The organism is Muriicola sp. E247 (genome assembly GCF_041358175.1).
Lineage (GTDB): Bacteria > Bacteroidota > Bacteroidia > Flavobacteriales > Flavobacteriaceae > Muriicola.
Genome location: NZ_JBGKBE010000002.1, coordinates 139208 through 159547, shown reverse-complemented (window position 1 = coordinate 159547; position 20340 = coordinate 139208). Strand labels below are relative to the sequence as shown.

General features: G+C 41.9%; 19 protein-coding genes. 7 read left to right on the top strand and 12 right to left on the bottom strand.

What is annotated here, in order from left to right:
- The first annotated feature begins 1 nt into the window (after position 1).
- Positions 2-661: an alpha/beta hydrolase gene (locus ACA086_RS04285; protein ID WP_371002111.1), complete on the top strand. Its 660-nt coding sequence runs from the start codon at positions 2-4 to the stop codon at positions 659-661.
- On the opposite strand, the gene ACA086_RS04280 is transcribed toward ACA086_RS04285, so the two are convergent.
- Both ACA086_RS04280 and ACA086_RS04275 read right to left on the bottom strand, forming a co-directional pair.
- Positions 658-1152 (bottom strand): hydrolase, encoded by a 495-nt coding sequence (locus ACA086_RS04280; protein WP_371002110.1) that lies wholly within the window; start codon positions 1150-1152, stop codon positions 658-660. The genes ACA086_RS04285 and ACA086_RS04280 overlap by 4 nt on opposite strands.
- Positions 1152-1919 carry an MBL fold metallo-hydrolase gene (locus ACA086_RS04275; protein WP_371002109.1) on the bottom strand — a complete coding sequence of 256 codons (768 nt, stop codon included), beginning with the start codon at positions 1917-1919 and terminating at the stop codon, positions 1152-1154. The genes ACA086_RS04280 and ACA086_RS04275 overlap by 1 nt, the downstream gene beginning before the upstream one ends.
- A gap of 87 nt (positions 1920-2006) precedes the next feature.
- Between ACA086_RS04275 and ACA086_RS04270 the strand changes: the two genes are divergently transcribed.
- The gene (locus ACA086_RS04270) at positions 2007-3464 is read left to right on the top strand and encodes a TonB-dependent receptor (protein ID WP_371002108.1); all 1458 of its coding nucleotides are present in this window, start codon (positions 2007-2009) and stop codon (positions 3462-3464) included.
- A 46-nt stretch (positions 3465-3510) separates the two neighbouring features.
- On the opposite strand, the gene bcp is transcribed toward ACA086_RS04270, so the two are convergent.
- Positions 3511-3960, bottom strand: coding sequence for a thioredoxin-dependent thiol peroxidase (gene bcp / locus ACA086_RS04265; RefSeq protein ID WP_371002107.1), 450 nt, complete (start codon positions 3958-3960; stop codon positions 3511-3513).
- 33 nt (positions 3961-3993) lie between these two features.
- On the opposite strand from bcp, the gene nth reads away from it, so the two are divergent.
- Entirely contained in the window at positions 3994-4656 is a 663-nt protein-coding gene (gene nth / locus ACA086_RS04260) for an endonuclease III (protein ID WP_371002106.1), read from the top strand.
- Positions 4657-4671: 15 nt separating this feature from the next.
- Here the strand turns inward: nth and ACA086_RS04255 are convergent, their stop codons facing one another.
- The 4 genes from ACA086_RS04255 to ACA086_RS04240 all read right to left on the bottom strand — a co-directional run bounded on the left by ACA086_RS04255 (position 4672) and on the right by ACA086_RS04240 (position 6588).
- Positions 4672-4815 (bottom strand): hypothetical protein, encoded by a 144-nt coding sequence (locus ACA086_RS04255; protein WP_369749488.1) that lies wholly within the window; start codon positions 4813-4815, stop codon positions 4672-4674.
- A gap of 67 nt (positions 4816-4882) precedes the next feature.
- Positions 4883-5467 (bottom strand): RNA polymerase sigma factor, encoded by a 585-nt coding sequence (locus tag ACA086_RS04250; RefSeq protein WP_369749489.1) that lies wholly within the window; start codon positions 5465-5467, stop codon positions 4883-4885.
- Between the two features lie 326 nt (positions 5468-5793).
- Positions 5794-5937: a hypothetical protein gene (locus tag ACA086_RS04245; RefSeq protein WP_371002105.1), complete on the bottom strand. Its 144-nt coding sequence runs from the start codon at positions 5935-5937 to the stop codon at positions 5794-5796.
- 69 nt (positions 5938-6006) lie between these two features.
- On the bottom strand, positions 6007-6588 hold the full coding sequence (locus tag ACA086_RS04240; RefSeq protein ID WP_371002104.1) for an RNA polymerase sigma factor: 582 nt from the start codon (positions 6586-6588) through the stop codon (positions 6007-6009).
- A 243-nt stretch (positions 6589-6831) separates the two neighbouring features.
- On the opposite strand from ACA086_RS04240, the gene uvrA reads away from it, so the two are divergent.
- Positions 6832-9615, top strand: coding sequence for an excinuclease ABC subunit UvrA (gene uvrA, locus ACA086_RS04235; protein WP_371002103.1), 2784 nt, complete (start codon positions 6832-6834; stop codon positions 9613-9615).
- 205 nt (positions 9616-9820) lie between these two features.
- The gene (locus tag ACA086_RS04230; RefSeq protein WP_371002102.1) at positions 9821-11071 is read left to right on the top strand and encodes a hypothetical protein; all 1251 of its coding nucleotides are present in this window, start codon (positions 9821-9823) and stop codon (positions 11069-11071) included.
- Between the two features lie 104 nt (positions 11072-11175).
- Here the strand turns inward: ACA086_RS04230 and ACA086_RS04225 are convergent, their stop codons facing one another.
- Genes ACA086_RS04225 through ACA086_RS04210 form a run of 4 tightly spaced genes read right to left on the bottom strand, consistent with a single transcriptional unit; the run spans position 11176 to position 16624 of the window.
- Entirely contained in the window at positions 11176-12636 is a 1461-nt protein-coding gene (locus tag ACA086_RS04225) for an oligosaccharide flippase family protein (RefSeq protein WP_371002101.1), read from the bottom strand.
- Positions 12636-13907: a glycosyltransferase family 4 protein gene (locus tag ACA086_RS04220; RefSeq protein ID WP_371002100.1), complete on the bottom strand. Its 1272-nt coding sequence runs from the start codon at positions 13905-13907 to the stop codon at positions 12636-12638. The genes ACA086_RS04225 and ACA086_RS04220 overlap by 1 nt, the downstream gene beginning before the upstream one ends.
- Positions 13904-16342 carry a YfhO family protein gene (locus ACA086_RS04215; protein ID WP_371002099.1) on the bottom strand — a complete coding sequence of 813 codons (2439 nt, stop codon included), beginning with the start codon at positions 16340-16342 and terminating at the stop codon, positions 13904-13906. Before ACA086_RS04215 ends, ACA086_RS04220 begins: the two co-directional genes overlap by 4 nt.
- A gap of 18 nt (positions 16343-16360) precedes the next feature.
- Complete coding sequence (locus tag ACA086_RS04210; RefSeq protein ID WP_371002098.1) at positions 16361-16624, bottom strand: DUF4834 family protein; 264 nt, start codon at positions 16622-16624, stop codon at positions 16361-16363.
- Between the two features lie 87 nt (positions 16625-16711).
- On the opposite strand from ACA086_RS04210, the gene ACA086_RS04205 reads away from it, so the two are divergent.
- Both ACA086_RS04205 and ACA086_RS04200 read left to right on the top strand, forming a co-directional pair.
- On the top strand, positions 16712-17746 hold the full coding sequence (locus tag ACA086_RS04205; protein ID WP_371002097.1) for a transporter: 1035 nt from the start codon (positions 16712-16714) through the stop codon (positions 17744-17746).
- 118 nt (positions 17747-17864) lie between these two features.
- Positions 17865-18983 (top strand): GTP cyclohydrolase, encoded by a 1119-nt coding sequence (locus ACA086_RS04200; protein WP_371002096.1) that lies wholly within the window; start codon positions 17865-17867, stop codon positions 18981-18983.
- A gap of 32 nt (positions 18984-19015) precedes the next feature.
- Here the strand turns inward: ACA086_RS04200 and ACA086_RS04195 are convergent, their stop codons facing one another.
- Positions 19016-20275 (bottom strand): aminotransferase class I/II-fold pyridoxal phosphate-dependent enzyme, encoded by a 1260-nt coding sequence (locus tag ACA086_RS04195; RefSeq protein ID WP_371002095.1) that lies wholly within the window; start codon positions 20273-20275, stop codon positions 19016-19018.
- Between the last annotated feature and the right edge of the window lie 65 nt (positions 20276-20340).

Genomic DNA, 20340 nt, shown 5'->3' with positions numbered 1-20340 from the left:
TATGACGCCTCATCACTTGAGTCTTGAACACCTGGTTAGGCCACCGAAAAACACTACCGATAAAGCTCCGGCATTGTTTCTGTTTCACGGTTACGGAAGTAACGAGGAAGACCTCTTTTCATTTGCCCCTGAACTCCCTGAATCCTTATGTGTAGTTTCGGTAAGAGCACCCCACACACTACCTCCTTATGGTTATGCCTGGTATTCTATAGATTTTGATGCAGATTTTGGAAAATGGAGCAATACAGAAGAAGCAAAAGAGTCGGTTCTGAAAATGAAGACCTTTATAGAAGAGGCTATTGTCGCATATCATCTGGATCCCGAAAAAATTTCCCTGCTGGGCTTTAGTCAGGGAACGGTGCTTAGTTTTGCCCTGGCCCTCTCCTACCCCGAAATGGTTCAAAACATCCTGGGATTAAGCGGACATATAGATGAGAAAACGCTCCGGCCCGGTTATGAAACAAAAGACCATAGTCACCTGAAGGCATATGTTTCTCATGGGGAATACGACCAGGTAATCCCTTTTTCCTGGGCGGAAAAGACACCGGCTTTTTTAGACCGCCTGGGCATTGAATATATTTTTGAACACTTTCCCACCGGACATGGGGTATCAAGAGAGAATTTTTACGGAATGCGTAACTGGCTAGAAAAACACCTCTAATTACTCCGGGTATAGAGCAGATGTTCTACCATAGTAAAATCAACCGAAAGATCATCTTTCAATTCATACCCAATAAATAATTCGCCCCAGTATTTCCCGTCTGAGAAGTCGGCTATAATCCATCGATGGTTTAATACCTTGATTTTGTTGATCTTAAAATCACTTTCCATTCCCTCATAGGGAATCAAGGGGTTGTCACCTTTTCGCTCATTTGTTTCCAGCAGTTTGTCTGCGATATATCGGGTTGGGTCGTCCAATGACAGGTGATCGTAGTATGCGAGTGCATCATCGTTATTTTCAAGGGCAAAATACTGCAGGTCGAATAACTTTAATTCTGTCCTTCTGAGAGAGTCCTGCACACTTTCTAATTCCATTTCCAGTGCTTCTGCCTTTTCATTACTCACAGTGAGTTGTTTTGATCCACTTACGTATAAGTACAGGGCGATCATTGCAGTGAAGATAAACAGGTATAAAAAAATTCGCGTTCGCATCAATTAATATTTACAATTAAATTATCATAAGCCAGGTGGACGTTTTCGGGCAGGGTCTTTTCCACTTCATCATGGAAGCCCATATGATGGCTGATGTGTGTCAGGTAGGCAACATCGGGCTGCACTTTCTCTACAAAGGCCAGGGCTTCTTCAAGGTTAAAATGAGAGTGGTGTGCTTCTATTCTCAAAGCATTGATACATAGTGTTTTAATTCCTTTTATCTTCTCTAACTCTTTAGCATCAATAGATTTTACATCGGTCAAGTATGCGACCTCCCCTATGCGATATCCAAAAACCTGAAGGCGATTGTGAAAGGCTTCAATAGGATGTGCCTGTAAATTCCCGAGTTGAAAAGGTTGATCATTTTTTACGATGTTGACTTTTACTGCCGGAGCACCCGGATACCGATTTTCATCAGAAAAAATATAATCAAACCTTTTGTTTAGATTCTCGATGACTCGCTGATGGCCATAAATTGGAATATCCCCCTGACGAAAGAAAAATGGGCGTATATCATCTATCCCTGCCGTGTGATCGGCGTGTTCGTGTGTGAAGAGGATCCCATCTAATTTCTTGACTTCGTGTTTCAACATTTGTTGCCTGAAGTCGGGCCCGCAATCAATCACATAATTAAAATTATCCCAGGAAATCAAAACTGAAACCCTCAGCCTTTTATCTTTTGAATTTTCACTCAGGCAGACTGGATGAGTACTCCCAATTACAGGGATTCCCTGTGAGGTTCCGGTTCCCAAAAAAGTTAATTTCAACAGCTCATCTATTTTATTCAAATTTATGACTTATTTATTTAAAAGATGTCCCATTCTTATTAACTTTGGAGCGTAAACCCCTGAGGAATGTCATCCGTATTAAATCAAGATCCTGCTTTCGAAAATATCCCTTCGATAAAGGCGAAAACTCTTCGTATTAATCTGAATCCTGTTATCTATGGAACTTTTGCAGAAATCGGTGCGGGACAAGAAACGGCAAGACATTTTTTCAGATCGGGAGGTGCTTCGGGAACCATAGCCAAGGCTATGAGTGCCTACGACAAAAATTTCAGCGATGCCATTTACGGTATTGAGAAAGACGGCAGGTATGTTACCCAGAGCAGGTTAAAGAAAATGCTCAACCATGAAATGCAATTGATGGAAGAGCGTATCAGCAGGGAAGACCATCCTGACAGGTTGTTTTTCACTTATGCCAACACAGTAGCCACCATCGATTTCTCCAAACGATATAAAGGTCATGGATGGGTTGGAATTATGTTTCAGCTCGATCCCAACCAGAAAGAATACGATGAGATCATCCTTCACCTCCGTTTTAAACAAAACGAAGCCCGATTACAACAGGAAACACTCGGAATTGTAGGGGTTAACCTGATTTACGGTGCTTTCTACAAATACAATAAGCCCAGAAAATTACTCAAATACCTCTACGACCATATTGATAAAGACACCGTGGAAATTGACATGGTCAATTTTTCAGGACCCAATTTCAAGAATGTAGACAACAGGTTAATTAGTCTGCAATTGATTAAAAACGACATGACCGATGCGGTGATGTTCGGGCCGGATGGAAACAACCTGCTTCCGGCAGCCGTTCTCTACAAGAAAAATATCCTGGCCCTAAGGGGTAGTTTCCGGCCTGTGACTATGGTGAATATGGATATGTTCCAGAAATCGTACGATATATTTGTACGCGAACAGACGGTAGAAGAAGAAAATACAGTGGTCATGTTCGAAATTACCCTTGCCAATTTAAAAGCGTCTGGAGAAATCGACGAACAGGATTTTATGGATCGCGCTGAATTGCTTTGTTCCCTGGGACATACTGTACTGATCTCGAAATTTCAGGAATATTATAAGCTGGTTGAATATCTCGGTAATTATACCAAGGCGAGGATCGGACTTACCATGGGGGTCAACAATCTCATTGAAATCTTTGACGAAAAGTATTACCGGCACTTGAGTGGTGGTATTCTGGAGGCCTTTGGAAAACTTTTCTTTAAGGACCTTAAGGTTTACCTCTACCCCATGAAGAATCCGGAGACCGGACAGATCATGACCAGCAATAATATCAAGGTTCATCCGAGGATGAAAGAACTCTACAAGTTCTTCAAATACAACGGAAAGGTCATGGATATTATCGATTACGACCCCGAGATCATGCATATCTTCTCCAGGGATGTACTGAAAAAGATTATGAACGGTGAAGAGGGCTGGGAGGAAATGCTTCCTGAAGGAATTGCCGATGTCATAAAGAAGAAAAAGCTCTTTACCCGTAATGTTGCAGCCTTAAAGGAAAAAGTATAAAAAAAAACCCTGACTTCGGTCAGGGTTTTTAATTTTTGAATATCCATCAGAGAATTTGAGCTGCGTGGTCCTTGGTTTTTACCTTATCTATTACCTTTTCCACAATCCCGTCTCCATTGACAATAAAGGTCATACGGTGAATTCCGTCGTATTCCCTCCCCATGAACTTCTTAGGCCCCCAGACTCCAAAGGCATTGATAACGGTATGGTCCTCATCGGCCAGTAAAGGAAAGGGGAATTCGTATTTGTCCCTGAAGTTGGCCTGTTTCTTTTGTGAATCTTCACTTACTCCCAAAAGAGAATATCCCTGAGCCTGCAACTCGGCATAATTATCCCTTAAATTACAGGCTTCTGCCGTACATCCGGGAGTATTAGCTCTCGGATAAAAGAAGACAACCAGTTTTTTCCCCTTATAATCGGATAGCTTAATTTCGTTTCCGTCTTGGTCTTTTGAAGTAAATTGGGGTACTTTGTCCCCCTCTTTTAGTGTTTTCATAGGTATTTTTTTCACCGGTAAAAGTAATGATATATGACCAAATCTGAAAAGGTAGAATTTGTCATCTCCCAACTAAATAAAATTTATCCTGAAATACCCGTTCCTCTGGAACACAAAGACCCATATACCTTGTTGATAGCCGTATTACTGTCTGCGCAAAGTACGGATGTGCGGGTGAATAAGATTACTCCTCTACTTTTTGCCAGGGCGGATAATCCCTATGACATGGTACAACTCACGGTTGAAGAAATCAGGGAAATCATTAAACCTGTAGGGCTGTCCCCCATGAAATCAAAAGGGATTCACGGGCTGTCTGAAATCCTTATTAAGAAATATTCCGGGCAAGTGCCGAAGGAGATAGAACTTTTGGAAGAACTACCAGGTGTAGGGCATAAAACTGCCAGTGTAGTTGTGTCACAGGCCTTTGGAATCCCTGCTTTCCCTGTGGATACCCACATCCACCGCTTAATGTATCGCTGGGGGTTTTCATCGGGTAAAAATGTTGTACAGACCGAAAGAGATGCCAAACGCTTGTTTCCCAGAGAATTCTGGAATGATCTTCATCTGCAGATCATTTGGTACGGCAGGGAATACTCCCCTGCTCGTGGATGGAATCTCGAAAAAGATATAATAACAAAGACTATTGGAAGGAAAAAAGTGATAAACGAATATCTTAAAACTAAAAAAGCCCGTTAAAACGGGCTCAGTATTTTAGTTCAGAATCGTATCGAAACTGAATTGTCGATGTTTTGTTACCCTGAAGGCTTTAGAATATGACAGTAGAAATCGGATGGTTTCCGGTCCTACTTTCGGGGCTTCATAGGCATTTTTCTTTGTTGAGTAAATTTTTTCCATATGATTGCGATGTCGTTATGTTAAGATAACGCAACCTATATGGAAATATTGTAAATAAAGTTGTGAACTAAGAATTAGTCAGAACGATATTATGACGATCTATTATCTTTCTCAGATTAATAAGAGCATAACGCATTCTGCCTAAAGCCGTATTTATACTTACGCCTGTATTTTCGGAAATCTCCTTAAAGCTCATGTCTTTGTAGATACGCATTAGGAGAACTTCTTTCTGATCGTCTGGTAATTCTTCAATAAGAAGACTGAGATCACTATCTATCTGGTCTTTTATAAGCTGTTTTTCCGCGTTGAGTTTATCATCTCCGATGACAGAAAAGATATTGAAGTCGTCACTTCCTTCAAACTTCGGCATTCTCTTGTTCTTTCTGAAATGATCGATAATCAGGTTGTGTGCAATACGCATTACCCAGGGAAGGAATTTACCTTCTTCGCTGTAGTTTCCTTTCTTCAGGGTCTTGATTACCTTGATAAAAGTATCTTGAAAAATGTCTTCAGTAACATCCCTATCCAGAACTTTGGAGTAGATAAAGCTACTTATTCGTTGATTGTGTCGGTTGATTAAAACTTCCAAAGCCTTTTCATCCCCGCTGATGTAATCGGTAACTAGTAGTGAGTCGTCCCTTTTTGGTTCCATAGTTAGATAATCTTTTGGTTACTTGTTAGTTCATCAGCCTGGCTAAGGAACTAAGGTTATTAGATTTATTTGAGTTACTTGTTTTTCAATGACATTCTAAAAGTACCCAAACACCTATCCTCAATAAAAACTATGTTGTAAAATGCCCGATTCTTGATGTGAATGAACAATTTCCCAGTTCTAACCGTTTTTATGTCTTCGGCAGAAGCATCTTATAATCGATCAAACAGGGTGGTTTAAATAGAAAAAGACACTTTCGCCAGAAAGTGTCTTTTGGATATTGTCTATTTGTTTTAAGGGAATCCCAAAGAAGGGATGTCGATTCCTTAATTCAGGTTATTTTCTATCGTCATCCCCTGTACCTTATGTATTTCGAGGGATTTAGAATAATTGAGCAGGAAGTTTACAGCTTCCTTTCGAGTTGAAATAAGTTTGCAATGTGTTGCAGGGCTTGAGTAAATCTGTTCCATAATATATCTTGTTACCTCTAAATAACGCCAGATATGAAGGATCGATAGAATATATCGACCTAAAACAGATTAATTCGTTAAAACAATTTGATTCTTCTCGATAATCTTCCTCAGGTTAATCAGGGCATAGCGCATCCTCCCCAGGGCCGTATTTATACTGACCTCAGTATTTTCAGCTATTTCATTAAAGCTCATGTCCTGGTAAATTCTCATAATGAGTACATCACGCTGGTCCTTGGGAAGTTGTTCTATTAATACTTCAAGATCCTGATCGATTTGATCCTTGATGAGTTGCTTCTCTGCATTTAACTTGTCATCGGTAAGGACAGAAAATATATTAAATTCCTTATTGCCTTTATATTTAGGCATACGCTTATTCCTCCGGAAATGATCGATGATCAAATTATGTGCAATACGCATCACCCAGGGAAGAAATTTTCCCTCTTCGTTATAAGCTCCCCTTTTTAAAGTACTGATTACCTTAATAAAGGTATCCTGAAATATATCCTCGGTAACAGACATGTCCTGTACCTTGGAATAAATATAACTACTGAGACGTTGATTGTGTTTGTTGATAAGTTCCTCAATGGCCCGCTCATCTCCGCTGATGTAATTACGAATGAGGGTGGCGTCGTTAATCGTAGAATGCATACAATTACTTTTTTGGTTCAATTTAGGGGTCGCAAGTGTGTTGCAGGTTGCGACTTTTAATACTCTAATTCAAAAAAGTAATGTTGCGGTATAGGCAGTATTTTATTCGATTAACACTTCAAATATAGAAAAAATATAGGTCATCCAAGCTGAGGTTTAATATTTAACATAATTTGAAATGCCCTTTAGAGGGGCTGGTTATTGACTCTTACATATCGTATCTTTGCAACTTTCCAAACCGATATGGCGACCATTACAGAAGTAGATCCAATGGAAAATATAATCATCAGAGGGGCTAAACTGCACAATTTAAAGAACATTGATGTAGTCATTCCCAGGAATCAACTTGTGGTCATAACAGGATTATCTGGTTCAGGTAAATCGAGTCTGGCCTTTGACACCCTTTACGCAGAAGGACAACGACGATATGTGGAGAGCCTGTCCTCCTATGCCAGGCAGTTCCTTGGCAAATTAGATAAGCCCAAGGTAGATTCCATCAAAGGGATCGCACCTGCCATTGCCATTGAGCAGAAAGTGAACTCAACCAACCCAAGGTCGACCGTAGGCACAAGTACAGAAATTTACGACTATTTAAAACTTCTCTTTGCCAGGATTGGCCGTACCTACTCCCCTGTTTCAGGGAAGGAAGTTAAAAAGCACACTGTAACAGATGTGGTATCCTTTGTAAAAGGATTTGAAGAAAATACTAAACTCCTTCTGCTGGCTCCTATTACCATCCCCGAGAACAGAGATAAGAAAAAAACACTGCAATTGCTTTCACTTCAGGGTTATGCCCGGATCAAATACGGAGGAGAAGTGCACCGCATAGATGAGGATCTGCATCAATCTGTTGGCGATCAATTATACCTTGTTGTTGACAGGATTATCAAGAAAGACGATGAGGATTTTTATAATCGCCTGGCCAATGCCGTCGATTCTGCTTTTTTTGAAGGGAAAGGAAATTGTATCATCGAAGACTTATCCAGCGGCAAGCAAACCGCCTTCAGCAATGCCTTCGAATTAGATGAAATTACGTTCCTGGAACCTAATGTCCATCTATTCAGTTTCAACAATCCTTACGGTGCTTGCCCCAAATGTGAGGGTTATGGCGATATTATTGGCATTGACGAAGACCTTGTCATCCCCAACACCTCCCTTTCTGTTTATGAGAATGCTGTTTTCCCCTGGAGGGGCGAAAGCATGGGTTGGTACCGCGACCAGCTTGTTAATTCAGCTTATAAATTTGATTTCCCTATTCACAAGCCCTGGTTTGAACTTACCGAGGAACAGAAAAACCTGGTATGGGAGGGAAATAAGCACTTTATCGGAATTCATAAGTTTTTCCAGCAGCTTGAAGAGAAGAGCTATAAAATTCAAAATCGCGTAATGCTCTCCAGATACAGGGGGAAAACACGATGCCCCGAATGTAAAGGGAAACGCCTGCGGAAGGAAGCCAGCTATGTGAGAATCAGCGGTAAATCTATTTCCGACCTGGTGGAACAGCCTATTACCTCTTTAACGGAATTCTTTGATGAGATAACGCTCTCCGATCACGACCGCCAGATTGCACAGCGGCTGCTGAAAGAAATAAAAAACCGACTAGGTTTTTTGGTAAAAGTAGGACTGGGCTACCTCACCCTTAACCGCAAATCGAACACCCTCTCGGGAGGGGAAAGTCAGCGCATCAACCTTGCCACTTCCCTCGGGAGTAGTCTGGTAGGGTCTATGTACATACTGGACGAACCTAGTATCGGTTTGCATCCCAGGGATACCGAAAATTTAATTGATGTGCTTTGTTCCCTGCGCGATTTGGGTAATACCGTGATAGTGGTTGAGCACGATGAGGATATCATGCGGGCGGCCGATCGCATTATTGATATCGGACCGGAAGCAGGAACTTTTGGGGGAGAGGTCGTGGCAAGTGGCACTTACAGGGAAATCCTCAAATCGGATTCTTTAACAGCCGCCTACCTCAATGGTACTCAAGAAATCACAGTTCCGAAAGAACGCAGGAATAGCCCCAATTATGTTAAAATAACCGGAGCCAGAGAGCACAACTTGAAAAATCTGGAGGTTACTTTCCCCTTAAATATGCTTACAGTAGTGACCGGGGTCTCAGGAAGTGGTAAAAGCACCCTTGTAAAAAAAATCCTGTATCCTGCCCTTTTAAAAGAGCTGGGAGGATACGGGGAAAAAGCCGGGCAGCATACGGCTATTGAAGGTAAATACAATGACATTAAAAGGATTGAATTTGTAGATCAGAATCCCATCGGACGATCTTCCCGATCAAACCCTGTTACCTACATCAAGGCTTACGATGATATACGAAGTCTTTTTGCAGGACAGAAATTAAGTAAATTAAGAGGCTATCAGGCAAAGCATTTTTCCTTTAATGTAGACGGCGGTCGCTGTGAAAAGTGCAAAGGTGAAGGCGAAATTACTGTAGAAATGCAGTTTATGGCCGATGTGCATCTGGAATGCGATACGTGTCGGGGCAAACGTTTTAAAAAAGAAGTGCTGGAAGTTCAATTTGAAGGAGTCAATATTGATGACGTCCTCAATATGACCATTGATAACGCACTGGATTTCTTTAAAAAACACAGTCAGAATAAGATTATAGCTAAGCTCAAGCCACTTCAGGATGTAGGACTGGGCTATGTAACGCTGGGGCAGTCTTCCTCTACCCTTTCGGGCGGAGAAGCACAGCGAATTAAATTAGCAACTTTTCTGGTAAAAGGGGCCTCTAAGGAAAAAGCCCTGTTTATTTTCGACGAACCTACTACAGGCCTCCACTTTCACGATATACAAAAACTCCTTACTTCTTTCGATGCGCTTTTAAAGACAGGTCATTCCGTGCTGGTGATCGAACACAATCTTGAAATGATTAAGTCGGCTGACTATCTTATCGATCTCGGCCCGGAAGGTGGGGATGCAGGAGGCTATCTGGTGGCGGAAGGTACCCCTGAAGAAGTTGTCCAGATAGGGAAAGGATATACAGCCCGGTACCTGAAGTCAAAGTTACACTAATAACAATACTCTCCTTAATAAAGAAGTATCCGATAAGGCAATTATCGATTGTGCAATTCTTCTCCTAAAGCTATGGAATTCTAATCTTTATATTTATATACTACTGTATATCAGGCTCTTACAAGATATTCCAATTTTTGGCACGCTGTTTGGTTATAACTAGCTGAATGTAAATAGTTGCATTCAGAATTAAAATTTTACAGTCATGAAAAATCTACTACTCATTATCGGAGCCTTTGCACTGAGCAGCTCAGTTGGGGCGACTACATTGGAATCGGATGTTGCGATCAGCAATATGGTTCGATATAATAATTCAGTGATTTTTGTTGAAAACGGAATCACGTTCTCTATCTATCCTGATGGTGAGTTTGATTTTTATATTGACAACCGCGTAAATGTTGGAGCGAATATCAATTTCCGACGTAGCAATATCACCTTTAATTCCGGGTTTGATTACAGCCCATTTGTTCAGTACGATGATTACGGTGCAGTAATCCAGGTGGAGAATGTACCTGTATACTACGACTATTACGGACGGGTATCACAAATAGGTGGTATAAACATATGGTATAACAACGGAAGGTTGAGACGTGTAGGTGGACTATCTGTTTACTACAACAACAGAGGCTTCTTTAACCGCTTCAATGGATATGTCAACATCTATAACAGACATTATGTGTACAGGCCGTTTCACAGCTTTTTTGCCCGACCTGCCCTTGGTTTCTGTCTGGTGTACAACAGACCTTACAGAAGGTTTTACAACCCGATACGATATACCTATTACAGGCCTTATAGAAATAACTCAAGGAGGTTCTATGCCAACGTAGGGAAATCATATCGCTATAATCAAAGAGCAGACAGAGACCGTGTATACCGTAACGACAGACGGGTGGTTGCCAGAAACAATAATGGTCGTAGAGATAACGGATATAATAGAAATGACGGCAATTTCAGGAATTCCAACAAAGGAGTTCGTTCTAACAGAAGTACGGTCAATGGCCGAACCGCCTCGCGTACCGAAAGAGCAAGGACCGCCAGGACCATGGACAAAGCAAGAACTCCGGAGAGAAGAAATAACAGGTCTTCTGATATAAACCGGAAATCTACCTCCTCTGTTAACAAGAGGACTGCATCCAGGTCGGTTGCAAACCGAAATGAAGGAAGGAACGTGTCCAGATCTGTTGGCAAGAGAAATGAAGGAAGAAGTGTTAGCAGGTCAGTAAGTAAGCGAAATGATGTAAGGACTGCTTCCCGCTCTGTGGGAAAGCGAAATGAAACGAGATCAACACCGCGTACAATAACTTTGAAGCGCAGTACTTCGGTGACAAAGCGTCCCAAGGCCACAAGCCGGACAACGGTTAGCAGAACGAAAGTAAGTACGCCTCGTGCGAACAAAAGCGTAAAAAGCAGGTCCACCAAAAGGACAACTAATACCCGAAGCAGAAGGGTACAGTAAAAATAGTTTTTAGGTTGGTTAGTTGGTTAACCCCGTAGCGGATTCGTCCCTGCGGGGTTTTTCCATGTCCAAAAACGACTTTTAAATCTCCCTGATCATGGGGCCTATTTCTTAGGATTCAGATACTTGGACAATACTCCAAATATATCGTCAGAAATTCGGAATCGATACAGTATCCCAACATACATAATAGTAATTAACAGGCTCTTAAGAACAATATTCAGAACTGGGTGAAAAGGAAATTGAAGTGCAAAAAAAACCGCACTTACTATTAGAAGAAGGAATACAACCTTAAACGTTTCTGCTGTAAAGGGCTGTAAACCTAATTTTGCTTTTACATAGAGAAGCTTAATGAGATTGTAGAAGAATATTGCGATAAAGGTAGCAAGTGCAGCCCCTGTGATTCCAATTTTGGGAATCAGATATAAATTGAGGAGAATCGTGCCGACTGCCAGGAGCACGCCCATAAATAGGATGGCCTTATAGTAATCTGAATTATACAGGATGGCATTATTATTCCCAAGCAGGGCATCGAATAATTTGGCCAGGCCAATCAGCAAAACAACATAGAACCCTCCGCGATAGCTTTCAGGGAGAAGAAGATATAAATCATTGAGATTGAGTATAATCAGAACAAATATTAAGCCCGAGGTAATAAAAAGAGTGAGAGAGCTTTTCTGATAAAGAACGGCCAGTCCGCTTTTATCCCTGGCATTAAGAAGGGCCGCGGTCATGGGATATGTAATCTGATGCATGGCCCTGGAAGGTACCGCTATCACTGTTGCAATGAAGACGGCCACAGAATAATAAGCCACTTTTTCTATCTCAATGAACTGGTTGATCATGAACTTATCCACTTCCAGCAATATCACGGCTGTTGAACCACCGAGAATAATCAGGATACTGTAGGTTAATATATCCCTGGTATTGGAGGGGAAACTCACCCCGAACCCGGGCATTCGCAATCGGTAGGCATATAGCTTCATGATGATTGTGCGCAACAGGTAGACACCAACCAGTGCCTGCAAGAAAGTTTCAACCGACATATAATCGAAATAAACCGCAAAGAGCAGGATCATAACGGCAAGTCGGGCAAAGATTTCCTTCATAAAATTACCAAAAACAGAACGCATGTGGACTCGCGACCAGGAATAGAACACCTCAAAATACGCCATAGCCAGGGCGATAAGAAAAATATGCCACACATAATTTTCTGCAATCTCATTACGATGGCCGATAAATGCAGCTATGGCATCATTAGCCAAATAACTGAATACTCCAAAGGGCACAATTAGTGCAAGGGGCAGCAATAGCATCATCGTCAGAAATCCGTCCTGGGTTTTTTTATCGCTATAGCTGCTAAAGAATTTGATCATGGTATTCGGAACACCAAAGGCCAGGAGGGGCATCAGAATTGCTGAAGTTGCAAGAATCACACCCACCAACCCAAAATAGGTGTCGGTAAGAAAACGGGCATAAAGAAAAAGGGTGTTGATCGCCCCGATGGCAAAACCCAGATAGGTGATCACCAGATTGCTAAACGACTGTTTAAATACGATTCCCATCAGATTTGTGCTGCTAGTTTTTCTGTCAGTGCTTTTCTGCTATACTGTTCAATATCCTGGGAAGTCATTGCTAAAGAATTGCTTTTATAGGCCCGATACCATCGCAACAGCGTTTCCTTTAAATCCGTTTTCATGTTATAAGTAAACACTTCGCCCGACCGCGATTCTCTGACTAGCTTCCCGGCCTCCCAGTTCTCCGGCCCGATGGCCAGAATAGGTCGCTTTGCCGCCATATATTCAAAAAGTTTTCCCGGGATAATCCCACGTGTTTGTTCGGTATCGATCTCAACCAGCAACAACAGCTGGGACCTCCTCTGAGCCAGGATAGCCTCTCTATGAGGAAGATAGTCTCTTACCTTTAAATAATCCCTTAAGCCGCATTTATTAATTTCTTCAACGATTTCATCACTAACCACTCCTGTGAGCTGTATACTTAGCGTCTCACTAAATCCTGATACCTCCTCAACCAGCTCTGCCAATACTTTCCATAGGACTGTGGGATTTCTTTCAGACAAGAGGGATCCGATGTGCGAAATAGTAAATTTTTTATCAAGTTCTGATGTTGTCGGGGTAGTTTGATCGTATCCATTTGTGATGGTGGTAATGGGTCTGCTGGTAATTTCTTTGAATTCTCTTTTTGTAGTATCACTGGTTACCAGAATTTCATCGGCGGAATTCAGCACTTCCTTTTCCAGAGCTTGGTGTTTCTTTTGGGATTTTTTTGTTAGTCGGAGTGCTTTATGGTACCCTATACCTGTCCATGGATCCCTGAAATCGGCTATCCACCTCACTCCTGCTTTCTCTTTCAGCGATTTCCCTATAAGATGTAGACTATGAGGAGGTCCTGTCGTAATCACTGCCTCTATTTTTTCATTCTTAATAATTTCTGTCAGAAACTTTACAGAGGGTTTTACCCAATATTTTCTGGCATCGGGGATAAAAAAATTTCCCCGTATCCATAAAAATAAACGATCCAGAAGGGAGGGATTGTTTGCCGGGACGATTCCCGAGCTGATTTTCCTGGTTGTTCTTTTTGAGAACAATGAAGCCAGTTGATATGGCTCCCAGATGGGCTGCCTGTAAATGATAAGCTGCTCGGAGACCTCATCGTTCAGACTTGGATCAGTAATTGGATAGTGAGGATTTTCCGGAACGTATAACACGGGTTGGATATCATTGTCCGGGAGGTACTTTACAAAATTAAGCCATCGCTGTACTCCGGGTCCACCTGCCGGGGGCCAATAGTAAGTTACGATGAGCACTTTTTTCATTCCTTAAGCTGCTTTTTCCTCGACCTGAAATAGGCGAAAAATCCGCCTCCAACTAAAATGATCCCAAACAAGATTGAACTAATCAAGGTAATCATACTCCCCCTGGCAATGACTTCCGGTTCAAATTTAAACTCGACTTTGTGCTCCCCGCTGGGAACCTCCATGGCTCGCAGGCCGTAATTCACCCTGAAATGAGGTACTTTTTTTCCGTCCAGATAGGCATTCCAGCCCTGAGGGTAATAAAGTTCTGAAAATACGGCAATCCCATTGTGATCATTCACCGTAAGATATTCCAGCTTATTGGGTTTATAGTTTAACAAGCTAATGCTTGCTGTAGAATCTACCTCATAACGAAATTGATTGATCAGGGGAAAATCTGATCGGTTAAAAGCGGCTTCTGATGCGAGTTTCATACTGTCGAGTGCCATGATCTCTTCATCGGCTGTCTGTACCGGTAGCAATAGTTCAACAAACCAGGCATTGCCTTGCGCCTCAGGATTGATCGAAGCCACACGTTGTCCTTCGTCATTCTGCTGAATGATATATTTTACATTGAGCATATTGAGAACCTGGCGATTATTGCGATAGATGTGGTATTCAAAAAGATCCTGAATGACAGCCGGTTTGGCAGCATGGTACCCCCCTATTGATTTGTGGAAATATGAGGTTCTTGCACCATTTAATCCTTCCGAGGTATCATATACCCTGTATACTGTGGTATCTGCCAGTATTTGTTTGTCTGTGTTAGAAATTTGAAATGGCTGGTTCATTCTCCTTTTCGATACAAAATCGTCCTGATCCACGTATCGTAAGGCCACTCCAACAAGGTCGAAACAGATAAGAACAGCAAGGAAAACCAACATGATGCGCTCTTTGATCTTGTCTTTAATAAAAAACCAGAGTAGTGCCGCTGTGAGAAGTACAAAAATGAGCGATCTCAGTGTGTCGTTGATGTACACCGCCTCCCGGTCTCTTTTAATCATGGTCAGAACCTCGTCGCCAAAATATCTTTGATACACTTCGTCGTTCAAACCGTCAAAATCGAACATCCCTTTAACAAGTAAGAGAGCAATGCCAATACCCGCACATATAAAAAATGACAGTTTAAGTGCATTTATCTTCTCTTCCCTCTTTCGCCTGGTCCCAAGCAATTCTGAAACAGCAAGCACACCGAGGACAGGGACACAAAGTTCTAGAACTACCTGTATGGAAGAGACCGCCCTGAACTTATCGTAGAGCGGAAAGTAATCGATCATAAGATCGGTGAGCCATCCAAAATTCTTTCCCCAGGAGAGGACAAGTGATAGTAAGACGCCTCCGAGTAACCACCATTTCGTCCTTCCTTTAACGAGAAATAATCCCATTATAAACAAAAAGACCAGAATAGCCCCTACGTAAGCAGGACCAGCCACAATGGGCTGTGAACCCCAGTAAAGAGGAAGGCCGCTGGCAAATTCCAGGGCCTGGCTCCTGGGTACGCCCTGTTCTGTCAGGTAAGCATAGGCCTTTGATTTTGTTCCCAGATCTTCGTTATTGGAGCCACCAAATAGCCTGGGAACAAATAGGTTTAAAGATTCTGAGAGGCCATAACTGTATTCAGTTATATAATCCCTGCTCAAGCCCTGTGTAACTTCTTTTGGAGAGCCATCGGGATTGACAGTGAGCTCGGAGCTTCCCCTTGTACTCCAATCTGCGTATTCCTTGGTGGCCATCAATGCCGTAGCATTAACCGCTATTCCCAGCAACACAGCTAATAAAAGGGTCCCAACGGATTTCAGGTAGGAAAGCAGTTGCTTATTTCTTATATAATCGATCAGCAGAACCAGGCCAATTACCAGTACCAGCAGCATAAAGTAATAGGTCATCTGATAGTGGTTGGCATTGATCTCCAGGGCCATCCCCAAAGCAGTAAGTACAAAACCCCAGAAATACTTTTTTCTAAAACTGAGCATGATTCCTCCCAGAATCATCGGTAAATATGCTATGGCATGTGCCTTGGCATTATGCCCTACTCCAAGTATAATGATGAGATAGGTTGAAAATCCAAATGCCAGCGCCCCAATGACTGCCAGCTTATAATCAATCTTTAAACAGCAAAGAAGAATGTAGAAGCCCAGAAAATACAGAAACAGATAGTCGGCTGGTCTGGGAAGAAACCTCAGGGCCCGATCGAGCTTTTTAACGTAATTATGCGGATAGTTAGCTCCTAGCTGATAGGTGGGCATCCCACCAAATGCACCGTTAGTCCAGTACGGTTCTTTATCGTAATTCTTTCTGAAATCGTTTTGTTCCTTGGCCATACCAGTATACTGCATAATATCAGACTGGAAAATGACTTTTCCCTGTAATACCGGGTGGAAATAAGCCAGGGCGACCACCACGAAAAAGGTAAGGGTGAAAAAATGAGTGAAAAATGATCTGGAGACTCCCTTCATAGAGAATGTAGTACTTTTTTATTCGATTTCCTCAAAATCAATGTACTCCCCTACTTGCTCTTTGGGCTTTTTGTATTGATTTTGGGCTGTTTTACTATCGATGTCTTTAGCTCGGGTATTGGTTGATTGTTGATTCGTATTTGCTCTCTCAAAGGCCTCTTTAAATCGGTCTTCTGTTTTCTTCACCGCATATTGAAATAGTCTTGGGGCCAGTAACCTCCATATGATTCGCAATAGGAAGTACACCAGCAAAATAATCAGCAGTGTCTTTAAAAATCCCATAATTTATTTCCTAAATATATCAAAAGTACAATTCCAGCGTTGTAATAGCAGTACAATTGTCATAAAACTTTAATAAAACAGCGCTTGATGGATGCATGTCTAAAATCCTACCGAACACTCTATTTGTTCATTTTCTCCTGCATTTCCGTACCCCTTTTAAGTTCGGGGCAGTACACAGAAGTAATTAATTCGAACAGGCCCGGCCTGTCGGTTAGTGCTTATGCGGTGGGTAAAGGAGTTGTACAGATGGAAGCAGGATTCCTTTATGAACAAAGGGAACATACTCCGCTCAATCAGGAATCTACTATCATGGGGGGTGATCTGGTTCTTCGCTACGGCTTTTTAAAAGAAATGCTGGAAGTCATCTATGAAGGCACATATGTGTCACAGGATATTACATTTAATTCATTTAATCTCAATGAGACGAGAACCGACTTTTCGAGAAACAGACTGGGCTTTAAATACCTCTTGTACGATCCCTTTAAAAACCCTGAAAGAACTAAACCCAACTTGTACAGCTGGAGGGCCAATAATAAATTTCAACTCCGTGATCTGGTACCCGCTGTTTCTGTTTATGCCGGAGCAACATTTGTTCTCGGCGACAACCCCTTCTATCCGAAAGATCCGATTGTAGCCCCCAGAGCTATGATCGCCACCCAGAGTCATCTGGGTCCCCGACTTGTACTTATATCGAATCTGATCTATGACAGAATCGGCACAGATTTCCCCGAAATGCAATACCTGATCTCGGTATCCCATGCTTTTAAAAACCCCAAATGGAGTGTTTTTGTTGAAAACCAGGGCATTAAAAGTGACAGATATGCTGATATCCTTTTAAGGACGGGGATAGCTCACTTATTTAGCAAGTCGTTTCAGGCCGACATTAATGTAGGGGCAAGTTTTAAAGATTCCCCAAGGAGGTTATTTGGTGCGCTGGGCTTTTCTTATCGCCTCGATTTCCATCAGGATGAAGTGATATCCATAGATGACCAAAAAGCTGGTCAAAACGGAGATTTTATCAAGAAAAATGCTTTTAAAGACGATTCTGAAAACACCCTTCCGGGAATTTCAAAAAAGAAAATGCGCAAACTTCAGCGCAAAGCGAAGCGAAAGAAGAACTAATCACTTACCTTCTATATCCTGATTCCTTTTTAAAAGAATACCTCCTTTGTTTAAAACTACTGTGAAGTTTTAAACTATGCCCATTTATTCCTAATATTGGTTCCATAAAGCAGGTATTATGGTAAGTGTACAACAGGCGGTTAGTAAATCTGATCTGAAAAAATTCGTCACCTTTCCTTTTTCGTTATACAAAGACTCCCCTTACTGGGTTCCACCCTTGATAAAGGATGAAATGGAAACTTTTAATTCTGAAAAGAATCCGGTTTTTGAGAATGCAGATGCCTGGTTTTTCCTGGCCTTTAAGGATGGTAAAATTGTGGGACGTGTGGTTGCCATGATCAACTGGATTGAAGTCAATCAGCAAAAATTGCGAAAAATGCGGTTTGGCTGGTTTGATTTTATTGACGACAAGGAAGTTTCGCGTGCATTAATTGCCAAAGTTGAAGAACTCGCAAGTCAACATCAGATGGAGTTTATGGAAGGTCCTGTCGGATTCTCAAACCTCGACAAGGTAGGCGTCCTGGTGGAAGGATTTGATCATATAGGCACCATGATTACCTGGTACAACTATCCCTATTACCAGTCGCATTACGAAAATTTAGGCTTTGTAAAGGAAAAGGGGTATGAAGAGAATACGTTCCCCAATAGTAATGTGGATCCGGCCCTTTTCAAGCGGGTTCATGTACTTATAAAAAAGCGGTATGGATTAAAGGAAATGAATTTTAGTAAGACTAGTGAAATCATGCCCTGGGTTGATCAGATGTTTGATTTGTTCAATGATTCTTACGCCAAACTGTCTTCTTTCGTCCCCATTACCCCGGTACAAAGGGAATATTTTAAAAAGAAATACATCAGTTTCATCAATCCGGAATACATAAAATTCATAGTGGATTCCTCAGATAAGGTGATTGCATTTGCCATCGTGATGCCTTCTTTCTCTGAAGCTATGCAGAAAGCGAGGGGTAAATTGTTCCCCTTTGGCTGGTATCACCTGTTAAAGGCAAAAAAGCACAATAAAGACGTGATCTTTTACCTTATCGGGATACATCCCGAATACCAGAATAAAGGAGTTACTTCCATTATCTTTAATGAGTACTACGAGACCTTTAAGGAAAAACAGGTGCAAACCTGTTACAGAACGCCGGAACTTGAAGAGAATCTTGCCATAAAGCAACTCTGGAAGCATTTTGATCCGAAAGTGTACAAAAGGCGTCGTACCTACAAGAAAGTATTGTAATCTCTATAATTCGCAGATTCCCCGGAAGTCGTTTATTCCCCCATGGCAGCAGCAACAGCAGCTGACAACCTTTTGTAGGTTCCATTTTCCAACCTGTCGCGAATAGCCGAAAAGGCGTCGAGTGTAATGGAGATGTCTTCCATGGTATGGGTAGCTGTCGGTATCATCCGAAGTAATATGAGCCCTTTGGGTATTACCGGATATACTACAATGGAACAGAAAATACCATAGTTTTCCCGCAAATCCTTTACAAGGGCCATTGCCTCAGGGATACTACCATTGAGATACACAGGGGTTACACAGCTAGAGGTGGTACCAATATCAAAACCTCTTTCTTTGAGACCTTCCTGCAGTGCATCTACGTTTTCCCATAATTTGGCTTTCAGTTCCGGCATGCTTCTCAGCATGTCGAGACGTTTTAAGGCACCTTTTACATAAATCATGGGCAGGGATTTCGCGAACATCTGAGACCTGAGGTTATACTTCAGGTAGTCAATAATTTCCTGATCAGCCGCCAGGAAAGCTCCTATTCCGGCCAGAGATTTGGCGAAAGTGGCAAAGTAAACATCAATATCGTCCTGTACCCCTTGTTCTTCTCCGGCTCCGGCTCCCGTTTTACCCAAAGTACCAAAACCGTGGGCATCATCCACCAGAAGTCGGAAATTAAATTTCTTTTTCAGGGCAACAATTTCCTTTAGTTTCCCTTGCTCTCCACGCATACCAAAAACCCCTTCTGAGATAACAAGAATCCCACCACCTGTTTGCTCTGCCATCTTTGCGGCTCGTTCCAGGTTTTTCTCCAGGCTTTCAATATCGTTGTGTTTAAAAGTAAATCGTTTTCCCATATGCAATCGCACACCGTCTATAATACAGGCGTGAGAATCCACATCGTAAACTATGATATCGTCTTTTGAAACAAGGGCGTCAATCGCAGACATAATCCCCTGATATCCAAAATTGAGCAGATAAGAAGCTTCTTTACTTACAAAAGCTGCGAGTTCCTTTTCGAGTTGCTCGTGGTAACCAGTTTGACCGCTCATCATCCTGGCTCCCATCGGATAAGCCGCACCGTATTCATGAGCTGCTTCCCCATCTACTTTTTTGATCTCCGGCAGGTTTGCCAATCCGAGATAATCATTTATACTCCAGGTAATTACTTCCTTCCCCTGAAATTTCATCCTGTTAGAAATAGGACCTTCCAATTTTGGAAAAACGAAGTAACCTTCAGCCTGTGAAGCCCATCGTCCTAAAGGGCCTTTATTCTCGATAATCCTGTCAAATAAATCTCTCATTTACCCCGGTTTGGTTTCTGCAAAACTATGGATTTTTACCCACGAATCATAAAATTATTTCTAAC